Source organism: Pseudomonas sp. HLT2-19-2, from assembly GCF_054898005.1.
Map to the genome: position 1 here is coordinate 2,294,949 of NZ_CM142712.1, position 14,091 is coordinate 2,309,039.

The window sequence follows — 14,091 nt, forward strand, 5'->3', positions numbered from 1 at the left end:
TGCAAGTCAAATGTTTTTATTTGCGCGATTGGAAAATTCTTTCCCCGTCCTCCTCGACAGTACCCTCGTCTCACTCGTTCTGATCGCCCTCCAGGGATCGATCCACCATTGCCTTGGCCATGTCGATCATGTGTACCGCCGAAAACGCCAGGTCGCGGTTTGTGCCGTGCAGATTGTTGGCTGATTCGTACGCGGTGGCGGCGGCACAACGCAACAGATCCGACGCATGGACCAGTGCCTCTTCGCAGCTGATGTTGCGGTTCACGTCAAAGAAACGTTCTTCGACCACCTCCTCTGAAACAGTTGGTTTCAAGTAATAGTCCAACGCGCGTTGCGCGGCGGCAGAGCCTTTGGGCGAGGTGAGGCTGGTATCAATTTGCATGTCTGGCAGGTCGTTGCAGGGGATGGACATGGCGATGGTGAGCTCCGTGATAGATTCAGATCCGTGAACCAATCCTAGTACGAACTGTATTTATGACGAGAGTTTAAATACTACAATTTGTGTTTTGATGGTCGGAGTCCCCCACGTATCGTGCCGCACATGGATAAATGGATTGAATTGGTCAAGGCCAAGATGAGTGAACTCAAAGTCACTCAAGAGATACTCGCTGAACGTCTCGGGATGTCCCAGGGCGGCGTGGGTCATTGGCTGAATAAACGCCGTCAGCCGAGCATCGAAGACATGAACCGTGTCTTGCGGGCGCTCGGGATGGATTTTCTGGAAGTGGCGATGGTGATCCGGGAGCCTTTAGTCCAGCAGGGCGACGAGATTTCCCTGACGCAAAAGTACAACCCCTATTTCCGCTACCCGGTCAGCGACTGGCGGGCGCCTGCCGAGGTGCGCGACGGTGAGCTGTCGGTGTACGGCAAGCCACGTTTCGAACTGACCGATTACCATGCCCAGGGCGCGGCATTCTGGCTGGTGGTAGTCGGCGATGCGATGACTGCACCCAGCGGTATCAGCATCGCCGAGGGCATGATGGTCCTGGTGGACCCGGCCATTGTGCCTGAGCCCGGAAAGCTGGTGATCGCCCAATGGTCCGACAGCGCCGAGGCGACCTTTCGCAAGTTGATCGAAGAGGGCGGGCAGCGTTACCTGGTCCCGCTCAATCCGACGTATCCGAAAGCCCTTTACACCGAAGAGTGCCGAATTATCGGCGTAGTGGTTCAGGCGACAGCCAGGTTCTAATCAGATCGGTCCTCGCAAGACGTAGGACCGATCTTCATTTCACGCTTCTTCTAGCTCGACCAACGCACTGCCTTCACTGACCATCTCGCCTTCCTGGCAATACAGCGCCTTGATCACCCCTGCGTGTGGCGCACGAATGCTGTGCTCCATCTTCATCGCTTCCAGCACCACCAGTTGCGCCCCGGCTTCGACCGTTTGTCCGGCTTCCACCAGTACCCTCACGATGCTGCCATTCATGGGCGCGGTCAGCCCGCCCTGATGGCTGTGACTGGCCTCGACGGCACTGATCGGGTCGTAGGACTCGATGCGGCGCAGTTCACCTTCCCATTGCAGATATAGGGCATCGCCACGGCGGATTGCCCGATGCTGGCGGCGCAGGCCGTTGTGCTCGGTCAACAGTTGTTCGCCCTTGAGATGTGCCGAGCAGGTGTCGCCCAACGTCAGCGCCCGGTCTTGTCCTTCGCAGCTCAAATGCAACGTGATTTCGCGCGGTAGTCCGGCTCGGAAACCGTTACTGACACCCCAAGGCGAACTCGGGTCATCGGCACGGGTCGTGTTCGGCTGGCTCTGGGCGAAAGCCTGCGCGGCGGCCTGCCAGAACTCGTCACTGAGGTCCGAGGCCGCTGGCAGCAGTTCTTCCTGATAACGCGGGATGAACCCGGTATCCAGTTCGGCTGCAGCGAACGCCGAATGGCCGACTATCCGGCGCAGGAAGTTGATGTTGGTCTTGAGCCCGCCAATGGCAAACTCATCGAGCATGCTCAGCAGCCGCAGTCGCGCCTGTTCACGATCCTCACCCCAGGCAATCAGTTTGCCGAGCATCGGGTCGTAGAACGGCGAGATCTCGTCGCCTTCTTCGACACCACTGTCCACCCGCCGTCCCGGACCCTTCGCGGATTCGCGATACAGCTCCAGTCGACCGGTAGCCGGCAGGAAATCATTGCTTGGGTCTTCGGCATACAAGCGCACTTCGATGGCATGACCGATCAGCGGAACCTCGGCTTGAGTCATCGGCAGCGCTTCACCGCGGGCCACACGAATCTGCCAGGCCACCAGATCGAGGCCGGTGATGGCTTCGGTGACCGGGTGTTCGACCTGCAGGCGCGTGTTCATTTCCATAAAGAAGAACTCACCGCGCGCATCCAGCAAAAACTCCACGGTGCCAGCGCCGACATAGCCGATGGCTTGCGCCGAGCGCACAGCCGCTTCGCCCATGGCGCGACGCAGTTCCGGGCTCAAACCTGGAGCGGGTGCTTCTTCAACGACTTTTTGGTGCCGACGCTGAATCGAGCAGTCCCGTTCGTTGAGGTAGAGGCAGTTGCCATGCTGGTCGGCGAAGACCTGGATTTCCACGTGACGCGGCTTCAGCAGGTACTTCTCCACCAGCATCCGCGAATCGCCGAACGACGATTGTGCTTCACGCTGGGCCGAGGCCAGGGCTTCGGCCAATTGACTGACGTCCTCGACCACTTTCATGCCTTTGCCGCCGCCCCCCGCGGTGGCCTTGAGCAGCACCGGATAACCGATGTGTTCGCAGGCGTCGCGGAAAGTATCGAGGTCCTGCGCCTCGCCGTGATAACCGGGCACCAGCGGCACGCCGGCGGTTTCCATCAATGATTTGGCGGCAGACTTGCTGCCCATCGCGTCGATGGCCGAAGCGGGCGGGCCGAGGAAGATCAGGCCCGCTTCATCGATGGCACGGGCGAACCCGGCGTTCTCGGACAGAAAGCCATAACCCGGATGAATCGCCTGAGCGCCGCTGGCCTTGGCGGCGGCGATCAGTTTGTCGATTTGCAGGTAACTGTCAGCGGCTTTGCTGCCACCGAGGTCGACGCGAATATCCGCTTCGCGGCTGTGCCGGGCTTCACGGTCAGTGGCGCTGTGAACGGCCACGGTGGTCAGGCCCAAGGCCTTGGCGGTACGCATCACCCGGCAAGCGATTTCGCCGCGGTTGGCCACCAGTAGGGTGGTGAGAACAGGTGCGCTCATCAACGCGACTCCTTGGTGGTGGTTGCGGCTTGCCAGCTCGGCGGACGTTTTTGCAGAAAGGCCCGCAAGCCTTCCTGGCCTTCGGGGCTGACGCGGATGCGGGCGATGGCGTTTTCGGTGTAGCGCCGCAGCGCCGGGGTCAGCGCGCCGTGGCCGACTTCACGCAGCAAGTCCTTGCTGGCACGCATGGCGGCCGGGCTGTTGAGCAGCAGGTTGTCGATCCATTGCTCGACGTTCAGTTCCAGCTCAGCGATCGGATAACTCTCCGACAACAAGCCGATTTCCCGCGCTCGTTGTCCGCCGAAACGCTCGGCGGTCAGCGCGTAGCGCCGTGCTGCGCGTTCGCCGATGGCTTGCACCACGAACGGGCTGATCACCGCCGGCGCCAATCCGATACGCACTTCCGACAGGCAGAACTGCGCGTCGTCGGCGCCGATGGCCATGTCGCAGCAGCTGATCAGGCCCAACGCGCCACCGAATGCAGCGCCTTGCACCACCGCCAGCGTCGGGACTTTGAGCTTGGCGAGGTTGTACATCAATTCCGCCAGTTCCCGGGCGTCGTCGAGGTTAGTGTGGTAATCGAGTTCGGCCGACTGCTGCATCCAGGCCAAGTCTGCGCCGGCGCTGAAATGTTTGCCGCGTCCACGCACCAGCAGAAACCGCAGGCTGGCGTCGCTCGACACCTTGTCCAAGGCGAGGATCAGTTCGCGAATCATTTCGGCGTTGAAGGCGTTGTTCTTTTCTTCACGGCTGAGCCACAGAGTCGCAAAACCCCTTGGATCGTTCAGCAGTTCGAGGGTGTTGAAGTTGATCATGATTTTCTCCCGATCACATCCGGAACACGCCGAAGCGGCTCTGTTCGACAGGCGCATTCAGCGACGCCGACAAGGCCAGGGCCAATACATCGCGGGTTTGCGCCGGGTCGATGACGCCGTCGTCCCACAACCGGGCGCTGGAGTAGTAGGGATGACCCTGTTCTTCATACTGGTCGAGGATCGGTTGCTTGATCTCGGCTTCCTGCTCGGCACTGAAACCGTGGCCACTGCGCTCGGCCTGCTCGCGTTTAACCTGCACCAAAACCCCCGCGGCTTGCTCGGCGCCCATCACACCGATCCGCGCATTCGGCCACATCCACAGGAAACGCGGATCGTAAGCCCGGCCGCACATGCCGTAGTTCCCGGCACCGAAACTGCCGCCGATGATCACAGTGAATTTCGGCACCTTGGCGCACGCCACGGCGGTCACCAGTTTCGCACCGTGCTTGGCGATGCCGCCGGCCTCGTATTTCTGGCCAACCATGAAACCGGTGATGTTTTGCAGGAACAGCAGTGGAATGCCGCGCTGACAGGCCAGCTCGATGAAGTGCGCGCCTTTCTGCGCGGCTTCGGCGAAGAGGATGCCGTTGTTGGCGAGGATCGCGATCGGGTAACCGTGCAAGTAGGCAAAACCGCAAACCAATGTAGTCCCGAACAGCGCCTTGAACTCGTCGAACACCGAACCGTCCACCAACCGTGCGATCACTTCGCGAACGTCGAACGGCTGCTTGGCGTCCGCCGACACCACGCCGTACAACTCGTCGCTGTTGTAGAGCGGGGCGATGGGCGTGCGCTGTTGCACTTCGCCGAGTTTGCGCCAGTTGAGGTTGGCGATGCTGCGCCGCGCAATGGCCAAGGCGTGTTCGTCGCTCTCGGCGTAATGGTCGGCCACCCCGGAAATTTTGCAGTGCACATCGGCCCCGCCGAGGTCTTCGGCGCTGACTACTTCACCGGTCGCGGCTTTCACCAGCGGTGGGCCGGCGAGGAAAATGGTTGCCTGTTCGCGGACCATGATCGCTTCGTCCGCCATGGCCGGCACATACGCGCCACCGGCGGTGCACGAACCCATGACCACCGCGATTTGCGGGATGCCCATGGCGCTCATGTTCGCCTGGTTGAAGAAGATCCGCCCGAAGTGCTCGCGGTCCGGGAATACTTCATCCTGACGCGGCAGGTTGGCGCCGCCGGAATCCACCAGGTAGATGCACGGCAAACGGTTCTGCTGGGCGATGGTCTGCGCGCGCAGGTGTTTTTTCACGGTCAGCGGGTAATACGAACCGCCTTTCACGGTGGCATCGTTGGCGACGATCATGCATTCGACGCCTTCCACACGGCCGATACCGGCAATCACGCCAGCGGCCGGCACGTCTTCGCCATACACCTCGTAGGCGGCCAATTGGCTGATCTCGAGAAACGGCGAACCCGGATCGAGCAAGCGATTGATCCGCTCACGGGGCAGCAGTTTGCCCCGCGAGGTGTGGCGTTCTTGAGCCTTCGGGCCGCCACCTTGCTGCACTTGCGCGAGCAGGGTGTGCAGGGCGTCGACCTGTTTGAGCATTGCCGCGCTGTTGGCCGCGAACTCCGCCGAACGGGGGTTGAGCTGGGTATGCAGAATAGCCATGGACAGCTCCGTTTAGCGGGTTTCGTTGAACAGTTCGCGACCGATCAGCATGCGACGGATCTCACTGGTGCCGGCGCCGATTTCGTACAGCTTGGCGTCACGCAGCAGACGCCCGGCCGGGAATTCGTTGATGTAGCCGTTGCCACCGAGAATCTGAATCGCATCGAGGGCCATTTGTGTGGCGCGTTCGGCGCTATAAAGGATCACACCGGCGGCATCCTTGCGGGTGGTTTCGCCGCGTTCGCACGCTTGCGCTACCGCATAGAGATAGGCGCGGCTGGCGTTGAGCTGGGTGTACATGTCGGCGACCTTGCCCTGGATCAGCTGGAATTCACCGATGCTTTGGCCGAACTGCTTGCGGTCGTGGATGTACGGAACGATGAGGTCCATGCAGGCCTGCATGATCCCGGTCGGGCCGCCGGACAGAACAACGCGTTCGTAATCGAGGCCGCTCATCAGCACCTTCACACCGCCATTGAGCACGCCGAGGATGTTTTCTTCCGGCACTTCGACGTCATCGAAGAACAGCTCACAGGTGTTTGAACCGCGCATGCCGAGCTTGTCGAATTTGTTGCTGCGGCTGAAGCCTTTGGAATCACGTTCAACGATGAACGCGGTGATGCCGTGGGGGCCTTTTTCCAGGTCAGTCTTGGCGTAGATCACGTAGGTGTTGGCGTCAGGGCCGTTGGTGATCCAGGTTTTGCTGCCGTTGAGGATGTAGTGATCGCCGCGTTTGTCGGCGCGCAGTTTCATCGACACCACGTCGGAGCCGGCATTCGGTTCGCTCATGGCCAAGGCGCCAATGTGTTCGCCGCTGATCAGCTTCGGCAGGTATTTGGTTTTCTGCTCGTGATTGCCGTTGCGGTTGATCTGATTGACGCAAAGGTTGGAGTGCGCACCGTAGGAAAGGGCGACCGAGGCCGAACCGCGGCTGATTTCTTCCATGATCACCACGTGGGCCAGGTAACCCAGGCCAGCGCCGCCATACTCTTCCGGCACGGTGACGCCCAGCAGGCCCATGTCACCGAATTTACGCCACAGGTCGGCGGGGAACAGGTTGTCGATGTCGATCTGAGCGGCGCGTGGTGCGATCTCTTTGGCGACGAAGGACTGAACCTGATCACGCAGCATGTCGATGGTTTCACCGAGGGCAAAGTTCAGGGATGGGTAGCTCATGGGTCACCTTTTGGCTTTTTTGTAGGGTAGGGAGGGCAGTGATTTGGCTCTCACCTTTACGTCAACGTAAGCCTGTGATGGATGGCTGTCAATCACCCTTTACGTTAACGTCAACTTGGGCGAGAGTAGAGCCAGTTCTGAATGATCGGGGCTAGCCATGCCTCGTTCCAACAACCCACTAATAAAGACAATAGGGGTCGTCATGGATCAACCCAGTGCAAGCCCGCCGCGCAGCTATACCCGTGGTGCCCAGGACAAAGCCTTGCTGGCGATGACCATCGGCCAGGCATTCGATAATACCGTCGCGCAGTATCCGACCGGGGAGGCGCTGGTCGTGCGCCATCAACAGTTGCGGTACACCTGGCAGCAACTGGCCGAAGCCGTGGACCTGCATGCCAAAGCGCTGTTGGCGCTGGGTTTGCAGACCGGTGATCGTCTCGGTATCTGGGCACCGAACTGCGCCCAGTGGTGTATCAGCCAGTTCGCCAGCGCGAAAATCGGCGTGATTCTGGTCAACATCAACCCGGCCTATCGCAATTCCGAACTTGAATACGTGTTGAAGCAGTCTGGCTGCCAATGGCTGGTTTGCGCAGGCGCTTTCAAGACCTCCGACTATCATGGGATGCTGCAAGGCCTCATTCCCGAGCTGGCTGAGCAATCCATCGGAAAATTGCAAAGCGAACGACTGCCAGAGCTGCGTGGTGTCATCAGTCTAGATGCACAGCCGCCATCGGGTTTCCTGCCATGGTCGCAATTGGCCGATCTCGCGGCGATCGTGTCGGCAGAGCAGTTAAGCGAACGTCAGGACAGTCTGCATTTCGACCAGGCGGTAAACATCCAGTACACCTCTGGCACCACCGGTTTTCCGAAAGGCGCGACCCTCAGTCACTACAACATTCTCAACAACGGTTACATGGTCGGCGAAAGCCTCGGTTTGACCGCGAGTGACCGTCTGGTCATCCCGGTGCCGCTGTATCACTGCTTTGGCATGGTCATGGGCAACCTCGGTTGCATGACCCACGGCAGCACCATGATTTACCCCAACGATGCCTTCGATCCGCTGCTGACCCTGACCACTGTCGCCGAAGAAAAGGCCACTGCACTCTACGGTGTGCCGACCATGTTTATCGCCATACTCGATCAGCCCCAACGTGCCGAATTCGATCTGTCGAGCCTGCGCACCGGGATCATGGCCGGGGCGACGTGTCCGATCGAGGTGATGCGCCGGGTCATCAGTGACATGCACATGAGCGAAGTGCAGATTGCCTACGGCATGACGGAAACAAGTCCGGTGTCGTTGCAGACCGGTCCGTCAGACGAACTGGAATTGCGCGTCACCACCGTCGGCCGCACCCAGCCGCAACTGGAAAGCAAGATCATCGACGAGGCGGGCAACCTGGTGTCGCGGGGCACTATCGGTGAACTGTGCACGCGCGGTTACAGCGTGATGCTCGGTTACTGGAACAACCCGCAAGGCACCGCGGAAGCGATCGACCAGGCCGGCTGGATGCACACCGGTGATCTGGCGAGCATGAGCGACGAAGGCTACGTGTGCATTGCCGGGCGTAACAAGGACATGATCATCCGCGGCGGTGAGAACATTTACCCACGGGAACTGGAAGAATTATTCTTTACCCACCCGGCAGTAGCGGATGTGCAAGTGATCGGGATTCCGTGCTCGCGTTATGGCGAAGAGATTGTCGCGTGGATCAAATTCCATCCGGGCCACAGCGCTACCGAGCAGGAGCTGCAGACCTGGTGCAAGGAACGCATCGCGCACTTCAAGACACCGCGTTACTTTAAGTTCGTCGAGGAGTTTCCGATGACGGTGACGGGGAAAGTTCAGAAGTTTCGAATGCGCGAGATCAGTATCGAGGAGCTGAAAACCAATACCATCTAACGATAATCCCCTGTGAGAAGCGAGCTCGCTCCCACAGGGGATGGCGCTGGAAATTACAAACGCCACAAAGCACAAAGGGGAGCCGAAGCTCCCCTTTAATTTTGTCGTTGCGCGTGCTCTTTTTTTATTATTGAGGGGCGGTCTGTTTTTGTTTTTAGAAACCGTGACCCTTTACCGCTGTTTTTGTCGATCCCCATCCGGGATCAAGAGCAAACGTATTTTTTTGAGCGCTGATCTACTTTTTCGCTAAGCGATCCAACCAGTTCGGGAGCTACCTGAAGGTAGTTTTATTGTTCTCTGCCCGGTTGCGGGTTACTCCGAAAAGCACCCTGAAAAGCACATCCTCTCCAAAAAAATCTGTTAGCTGCGTCTCTGCCGTGTTGTTTTTGTTATGTCAGAGTCGTTACGTCTTATTTTTATTAGGTTTGCCGCTTTTTTTGTTCTTGTTATGCAATAGAGATAGCAGAAGCCGTGCCAACTTTATAAAAGTCTTTAAAATCAACGTCTTGAAATTTTGTAGGGTTTTACGTTCAATCAAGGCGCGACAATTTGTTTCCGTGTTACTCGCTTTTGCCCACGTTCCAGAGGCTGCGGTAACACCCCGAGGCCTCACTGTGCGCTGCGAGCCTTGGCCACGCGCGAACCGGTCGGACGTCCCAGCACTGTGCAAATTTGCTGACCAGCCAAAATCAACGCGTCCAGGTCGATACCGGTCTCGATACCCAGGCCGTTGAGCAGGTAAACCACGTCTTCGGTGGCAACGTTACCGCTGGCGCCCTTGGCGTACGGGCAGCCGCCGAGGCCGGCGATGGAACTGTCGAACACCGAGATGCCTTCCAGCAGACTGGCGTAGATATTGGCCATGGCCTGGCCATAAGTGTCGTGGAAGTGCCCGGCCAGTTTTTCACGGGGTACGTCGGCCGACACCACCTCGAACATCTTGCGGGTCGCTCCAGCGGTGCCGGTGCCGATGGTGTCGCCCAGGGAAACTTCATAGCAGCCCATCGCGTAGAGCTCGCGGGCGACCCACGCGACTTGCGCAGGCGCGACGTTACCTTCGTAAGGGCAGCCCAGCACACAGGACACGTAACCGCGCACGCTGACACCCTGTAGCCTGGCGGCGTCCATGATTGGCACGAAGCGCTCCAGACTTTCGCTGATCGAGCAATTGATGTTGCGCTGGGAAAACGCTTCCGACGCCGCAGCGAACACCGCGACTTCCTTGACCCCGGCCGCAATGGCGTCTTCAAACCCGCGCAGGTTAGGGGCAAGTGCACCATAGGTCACGCCAGGCTTGCGCTGGATTTGCGCGAAGACCTCAGCAGAGCCGGCCATCTGCGGTACCCATTTGGGCGAGACGAAACTGCCGACTTCTATATAGCCGAGACCGGCGGCGGTCAGCGCGTCGACCAGTTGCACCTTGTCCGCAACGCTGATGGGTTGAGCTTCGTTTTGCAGACCGTCGCGTGGGCCGACTTCGACCAGGCGTACGTGAGTGGGGAGAGACATAAGAATTCACCTGTCAGTTAGGGATCGTTCCCACGCTCTGCGTGGGAAGAGCGCGGGAACGATCATTTCGTACGATTACTGAACCACTTCCTGGCTCTTGATGGGGAGCCTACAGAATTCGGAAAAAATCGTACGCTAAGGTTTTTAGGCCTGCCAGGTTGATATGTTCCCAGCGCAAAAGTCAGTCGCGTTGTTTTCACCATGCTATCGATCCTCGCGGGTGTGCCACAGGCGCAGCAGGTAGATAGTGGAATCCACTATCTCGTAACGCATTTCGTATTGGCCGATCTGAATTCGGCGCACATCCCTTGGCTCGAACTCTTCCAGGCGTTCGCCAATGCGCGGGTTGTTCAGCAGCGTGATAGGTGCGGCTGCGAGTTGCTGCACTGTTCGTGCGGCGGCAGGTTGATTCACCGAGGCCAGAAACTCGTACAGTCGGGTAGTGTCGGAAAGCGCCTTGGTTGTCCACTTCAATTCCATCAGTGCGGCACCGGCAACGGAGTGTCGGTGCTGAGGCTATCAGCCCAGGCCTGGACAGCTTGGTGGTCAATAACGCGGCCAGCGTCAACATCGGCCAAGGCCTCACGGGTCAGGCGACTACGCTCTTCTTCCTGGTCTATCCAAGCGGACAGAGCCTGCTTGACGATCCAGTTTTTGGAGCGCTCCAGACGCTCAGCCATCAAATCGACCTTTTGGGCCAGTTGTTCAGGGACGTGAGCCGTGACAGATCGGGTTTTCGCGGTGGTTGCCATGATGAGGGTTACTCCTAATCGTTACTTCTTGAATTTGATGTCGCCGGATCCTGCAACGGAATGATCGCGGATCGGTGGGTTACCACGGATTACGATGTCGCCAGAGCCCGCGACACGAGCCTTCACGGAGTTGCTGACATAAGCGTCGATGGTCCCCTGAGCCCTGGACTCCAAGGTCGAGGATGGCCTGTGAAGGTCGTACAGGGTCACGTCACCGCTGCCCTTGATATACGGATACTTGGCGCTTCAGGCAGTGCGACTCCGACAATACAACGCCCTTTGAACTGCATCGTGATACCGCCCTGGCGTCCAGCGACATTGATTGTTCCACCAACAAAATGTTGCCGGTGCTAGATACGTGAATATTGGCACCACCCCCGCTGATGGAAACGCCGTCCTGCTTGATGACCAGCTTGTCACCCTCCAATCGGGTCTTGATGCTACCAATGGCCTCCTGGTTTTCCCCGGCCACAACCAGGTGCGCTGAAGGTGGGCGGAAGAACACAACATCCACTGCGCCCTTGACCACAATTTTGCGCACCGGACGGATGGGTCGCGCTTCCTTCTCATAATTGGCTGCCCGTTCCCACGCAGAATCGCGATGGTTGGCATCCTGGAGCGTCAAAGGGCTGGAATGGTTTATGGGTTCGATCCTTGGTCATTTGCTCTGCGCTGATCTTCGTCAATTCGATTTAAAGTTAATCATAGTGAATAATTGTGTGTCGTCAAGCGTGCTGTCAGTTTGGGCTATACCCTAACCTGATGTCAGGCTGCCAGAACTCAGTCCGTCAGGTTAGAGTTTAAAGTGCATTTTATTGACACTTGCTAACGAAGACGTTCGACCATTTGCACCAGGTCAGCGAGAACTTCAATACGCTGCGCCGCTACACCCCGGCTTTTCTGGAGGTGCTTCAGCTACGGGCCGCACCGGCAGCACAACGGGTGCTGGATGCCGTCCAGCAGCTGCGCGAGATGAACGCAGACAACCTGCGCACGGTGCCATCGGACGCACCAATCGCCTTCATCAAGCCGCGCTGGAAGCCGCCGGTGATCACGCCGGAAGGTATTGACCGGCGCTTTTACGAGATCTGCGCCTTGTCCGAACTGAAAAACGCACTGCGTTCCGGCGACATCTGGGTCAAGGGCTCACGGCAGTTCCGCGACTTTGAAGATTACCTGCTACCGCCCGCGAAGTTTGCCGCACTCAAGCAGGAACAGGCACTGCCATTGGCGATCAACCCCAACAGCGACCAGTACCTAGAGCAACGCTTGCAGCTGCTGGATGAGCAACTGGCGACCGTCGCCAAACTGGCCAAGGACAATGAACTCCCCGACGCCATCCTTACCGAGTCCGGACTGAAGATCACGCCGCTGGATGCGGCGGTACCGGACACCGCCCAGGCGCTGATCGACAAGACCAGTCAGCTACTGCCGCGCATCAAGATCACCGAGCTGCTGATGGACGTGGACGAGTGGACGGGCTTCACCCGTCACTTTACCCACCTGAAGGATGGTGCCCAGGCCAAGGATAGAACGCTGCTGCTGTCAGCGATCCTCGGAGATGCCATCAACATTGGGCTGACCAAAATGGCCGGGTCGAGTCCGGGCATGACCTACGCCAAGCGGCGATTACGTCTGGCGGCAGAGCCGTAAGCTGGAAGATGGGAAGTTCAGGCCGCTACGACAAGTCGGAAAACCTTAGCGTACGATTTTTCCGATTTCTGTAGGCACCCCTAAACGTTCGACACCAGGTCGCGCGCCCAAGGCGTTATAACCAGTGTAATCATCGGTCATCAGGTAGCCGCGATAACGTTCGAGCAGGCGCGACGGAACCTCCAGCGCCCGACTGGTCGAGTAGTCAAGCAGAATCATCGGCTGATTCGGTGTCCCGCCGGTGTGTACCCACATCCAGGATTGGCTGCTCGGTTCTCGATCAGGTTCTTTCAGCGCTTGCACACGCGTTTCGTCGCAGTGGATGACGCGACTTTCCAGCAGTCGATCCCGCATCAAGTTGAGCAAGGGTTGCAGGTGTTCGCCGCACTGGATAACCCAGCGCGCCAAGGTTTGCCGTGGAATATCGACGCCGTGGCGACCGAGTACTTTTTCGAAGCGATGCAGTGGCAGACCATCGACGTATTTAGTCGTCAGCAACATCGCCAAAACGCCGAGATCGCCGATCAGTTGATCCGACTCACCCACTCTGCTCAGCCCGTGCGGTGCAGTTGCAAAATCCGTTCGGCATTCTCGGTCAGGTGGCCTTTGCGCCAGATAAAGTAGAGATCGCTTTGAGCCGACGGGCCCAGTGCATGAGCCTTTACCGAATGCCGTCCCGGCAGCCCGTCCAGTACAGCCTGAGGTATCCAGGCGGCACCGATCCCGGCGCTGACGCACGCGAGCATCGTGTGATAAGACTCCATCTCGACCACCTTCAACAGCGCCTGGGGCGTTTGCGTCAGCCAACTATCAAGCCGCAGCCGGTATGAACAGTTTTGCCTGAACCCATAGATTTCCTGACAGCGCAGCTCACTTGCATTGGCTACCGTGGGATGGCCTTTCTCCGTGATCAGTACCAATTGATCGGAAAACGCGTAGTCACTTTCCAGTGAGGGCGACTGCACCGGGCCGTCGGTCAAGGCGATGTCCAGTGTGCCGTTGATCACTTGCTCAACCAGTACCTCCGACGGTTCGCAGCGGATATCCATGTCGACCCCGCGATGGCACTCCCGGAAGCGACCAATCAGGGTCGGCATGAACGCAATCAAACCCAGGTCAATCGCGCCAACCGTCAGGCTGCCCTGTGCCTGCTCATTGCGCATCAGCGCGCGCACGCTGTCAGCCTGTTCAATGATCTGTGGCGCATGCTCCAGCAGCAGGCGCCCGGCGTGGGACAGCGTCAGGCGTTGTTTTTCGCGCACGAACAACTGGCATTGCAGGTCCTCCTCAAGCTGCTGGATCCGGATCGTCACGCCGGACGGCACGCGGTTGAGCAGCTTGGCCGCGGCGGTGATGGAACCGGTGGAAGCGACCGTGCAGAACGCGCGCAATTGGGAAAGCTGCATAAGTTGTTCTCAAATTCGAAAAGGTTGATTCAATATTTTTCAATTTATAGAACATATAAGCCTGTTTAGTCTAGGCACTCA

At 58.6% G+C, this 14,091-nt stretch carries 13 protein-coding genes and 2 pseudogenes; 3 read left to right on the forward strand and 12 right to left on the reverse strand.

Annotated elements, in window-relative coordinates; all coding sequences use genetic code 11:
- Positions 1-70: 70 nt before the first annotated feature.
- Positions 71-412: a DUF6124 family protein gene (locus ACYZTU_RS10630; protein WP_461969977.1), complete on the reverse strand. Its 342-nt coding sequence runs from the start codon at positions 410-412 to the stop codon at positions 71-73.
- Positions 413-541: 129 nt separating this feature from the next.
- Here ACYZTU_RS10630 and ACYZTU_RS10635 point away from each other — a divergent pair, with 129 nt between their 5' ends.
- Positions 542-1,189, forward strand: coding sequence for a LexA family protein (locus ACYZTU_RS10635; RefSeq protein ID WP_461969979.1), 648 nt, complete (start codon positions 542-544; stop codon positions 1,187-1,189).
- A gap of 39 nt (positions 1,190-1,228) precedes the next feature.
- Here the strand turns inward: ACYZTU_RS10635 and ACYZTU_RS10640 are convergent, their stop codons facing one another.
- From ACYZTU_RS10640 to ACYZTU_RS10655, 4 genes are read right to left on the reverse strand one after another with little or no spacing between them, the layout of a single operon-like run.
- A complete protein-coding gene (locus tag ACYZTU_RS10640; protein WP_461969980.1) occupies positions 1,229-3,178 on the reverse strand; it encodes an acetyl/propionyl/methylcrotonyl-CoA carboxylase subunit alpha in 1,950 nt (649 codons plus the stop codon).
- A complete protein-coding gene (locus ACYZTU_RS10645; protein ID WP_461969982.1) occupies positions 3,178-3,993 on the reverse strand; it encodes a gamma-carboxygeranoyl-CoA hydratase in 816 nt (271 codons plus the stop codon). The genes ACYZTU_RS10640 and ACYZTU_RS10645 overlap by 1 nt, the downstream gene beginning before the upstream one ends.
- A 13-nt stretch (positions 3,994-4,006) precedes the next feature.
- Entirely contained in the window at positions 4,007-5,614 is a 1,608-nt protein-coding gene (locus tag ACYZTU_RS10650; protein ID WP_461969984.1) for a carboxyl transferase domain-containing protein, read from the reverse strand.
- A gap of 12 nt (positions 5,615-5,626) precedes the next feature.
- On the reverse strand, positions 5,627-6,790 hold the full coding sequence (locus tag ACYZTU_RS10655) for an isovaleryl-CoA dehydrogenase (RefSeq protein ID WP_461969986.1): 1,164 nt from the start codon (positions 6,788-6,790) through the stop codon (positions 5,627-5,629).
- Positions 6,791-6,992: 202 nt separating this feature from the next.
- Here ACYZTU_RS10655 and ACYZTU_RS10660 point away from each other — a divergent pair, with 202 nt between their 5' ends.
- On the forward strand, positions 6,993-8,690 hold the full coding sequence (locus ACYZTU_RS10660; RefSeq protein ID WP_461969988.1) for an AMP-binding protein: 1,698 nt from the start codon (positions 6,993-6,995) through the stop codon (positions 8,688-8,690).
- Between the two features lie 609 nt (positions 8,691-9,299).
- Here ACYZTU_RS10660 and ACYZTU_RS10665 read toward each other — a convergent pair.
- The 5 genes from ACYZTU_RS10665 to ACYZTU_RS10685 all read right to left on the reverse strand — a co-directional run bounded on the left by ACYZTU_RS10665 (position 9,300) and on the right by ACYZTU_RS10685 (position 11,576).
- Positions 9,300-10,199 carry a hydroxymethylglutaryl-CoA lyase gene (locus ACYZTU_RS10665; protein WP_461969990.1) on the reverse strand — a complete coding sequence of 300 codons (900 nt, stop codon included), beginning with the start codon at positions 10,197-10,199 and terminating at the stop codon, positions 9,300-9,302.
- Positions 10,200-10,403: 204 nt separating this feature from the next.
- Positions 10,404-10,679 carry a type II toxin-antitoxin system RelE/ParE family toxin gene (locus ACYZTU_RS10670; RefSeq protein WP_461969992.1) on the reverse strand — a complete coding sequence of 92 codons (276 nt, stop codon included), beginning with the start codon at positions 10,677-10,679 and terminating at the stop codon, positions 10,404-10,406.
- Entirely contained in the window at positions 10,679-10,951 is a 273-nt protein-coding gene (locus ACYZTU_RS10675; protein WP_221733660.1) for a CopG family ribbon-helix-helix protein, read from the reverse strand. The genes ACYZTU_RS10670 and ACYZTU_RS10675 overlap by 1 nt, the downstream gene beginning before the upstream one ends.
- A 21-nt stretch (positions 10,952-10,972) precedes the next feature.
- Entirely contained in the window at positions 10,973-11,161 is a 189-nt protein-coding gene (locus tag ACYZTU_RS10680) for a GIN domain-containing protein (RefSeq protein ID WP_461969994.1), read from the reverse strand.
- Position 11,162: 1 nt separating this feature from the next.
- A complete protein-coding gene (locus ACYZTU_RS10685; protein WP_461969996.1) occupies positions 11,163-11,576 on the reverse strand; it encodes a hypothetical protein in 414 nt (137 codons plus the stop codon).
- Between the two features lie 212 nt (positions 11,577-11,788).
- Here ACYZTU_RS10685 and ACYZTU_RS10690 point away from each other — a divergent pair.
- Positions 11,789-12,574: pseudogene (locus ACYZTU_RS10690) on the forward strand (Tn3 family transposase); the annotation flags it as partial.
- Positions 12,575-12,685: 111 nt separating this feature from the next.
- Here ACYZTU_RS10690 and ACYZTU_RS10695 read toward each other — a convergent pair.
- Positions 12,686-13,117: pseudogene (locus tag ACYZTU_RS10695) on the reverse strand (IS66 family transposase); the annotation flags it as partial.
- A gap of 38 nt (positions 13,118-13,155) precedes the next feature.
- Positions 13,156-14,010 carry a LysR substrate-binding domain-containing protein gene (locus tag ACYZTU_RS10700; RefSeq protein WP_461969998.1) on the reverse strand — a complete coding sequence of 285 codons (855 nt, stop codon included), beginning with the start codon at positions 14,008-14,010 and terminating at the stop codon, positions 13,156-13,158.
- Between the last annotated feature and the right edge of the window lie 81 nt (positions 14,011-14,091).

Coding starts and splice junctions, on each gene's coding strand:
- ACYZTU_RS10660 (WP_461969988.1), top strand. CDS start 6,993: ATGGATCAACCCAGTGCAAGCCCGCCGCGCAGCTATACCCGTGGTGCC.
- ACYZTU_RS10635 (WP_461969979.1), top strand. CDS start 542: ATGGATAAATGGATTGAATTGGTCAAGGCCAAGATGAGTGAACTCAAA.
- ACYZTU_RS10650 (WP_461969984.1), bottom strand. CDS start 5,614: ATGGCTATTCTGCATACCCAGCTCAACCCCCGTTCGGCGGAGTTCGCG.
- ACYZTU_RS10665 (WP_461969990.1), bottom strand. CDS start 10,199: ATGTCTCTCCCCACTCACGTACGCCTGGTCGAAGTCGGCCCACGCGAC.
- ACYZTU_RS10675 (WP_221733660.1), bottom strand. CDS start 10,951: ATGGCAACCACCGCGAAAACCCGATCTGTCACGGCTCACGTCCCTGAA.
- ACYZTU_RS10640 (WP_461969980.1), bottom strand. CDS start 3,178: ATGAGCGCACCTGTTCTCACCACCCTACTGGTGGCCAACCGCGGCGAA.
- ACYZTU_RS10670 (WP_461969992.1), bottom strand. CDS start 10,679: ATGGAATTGAAGTGGACAACCAAGGCGCTTTCCGACACTACCCGACTG.
- ACYZTU_RS10700 (WP_461969998.1), bottom strand. CDS start 14,010: ATGCAGCTTTCCCAATTGCGCGCGTTCTGCACGGTCGCTTCCACCGGT.
- ACYZTU_RS10655 (WP_461969986.1), bottom strand. CDS start 6,790: ATGAGCTACCCATCCCTGAACTTTGCCCTCGGTGAAACCATCGACATG.
- ACYZTU_RS10630 (WP_461969977.1), bottom strand. CDS start 412: ATGTCCATCCCCTGCAACGACCTGCCAGACATGCAAATTGATACCAGC.
- ACYZTU_RS10645 (WP_461969982.1), bottom strand. CDS start 3,993: ATGATCAACTTCAACACCCTCGAACTGCTGAACGATCCAAGGGGTTTT.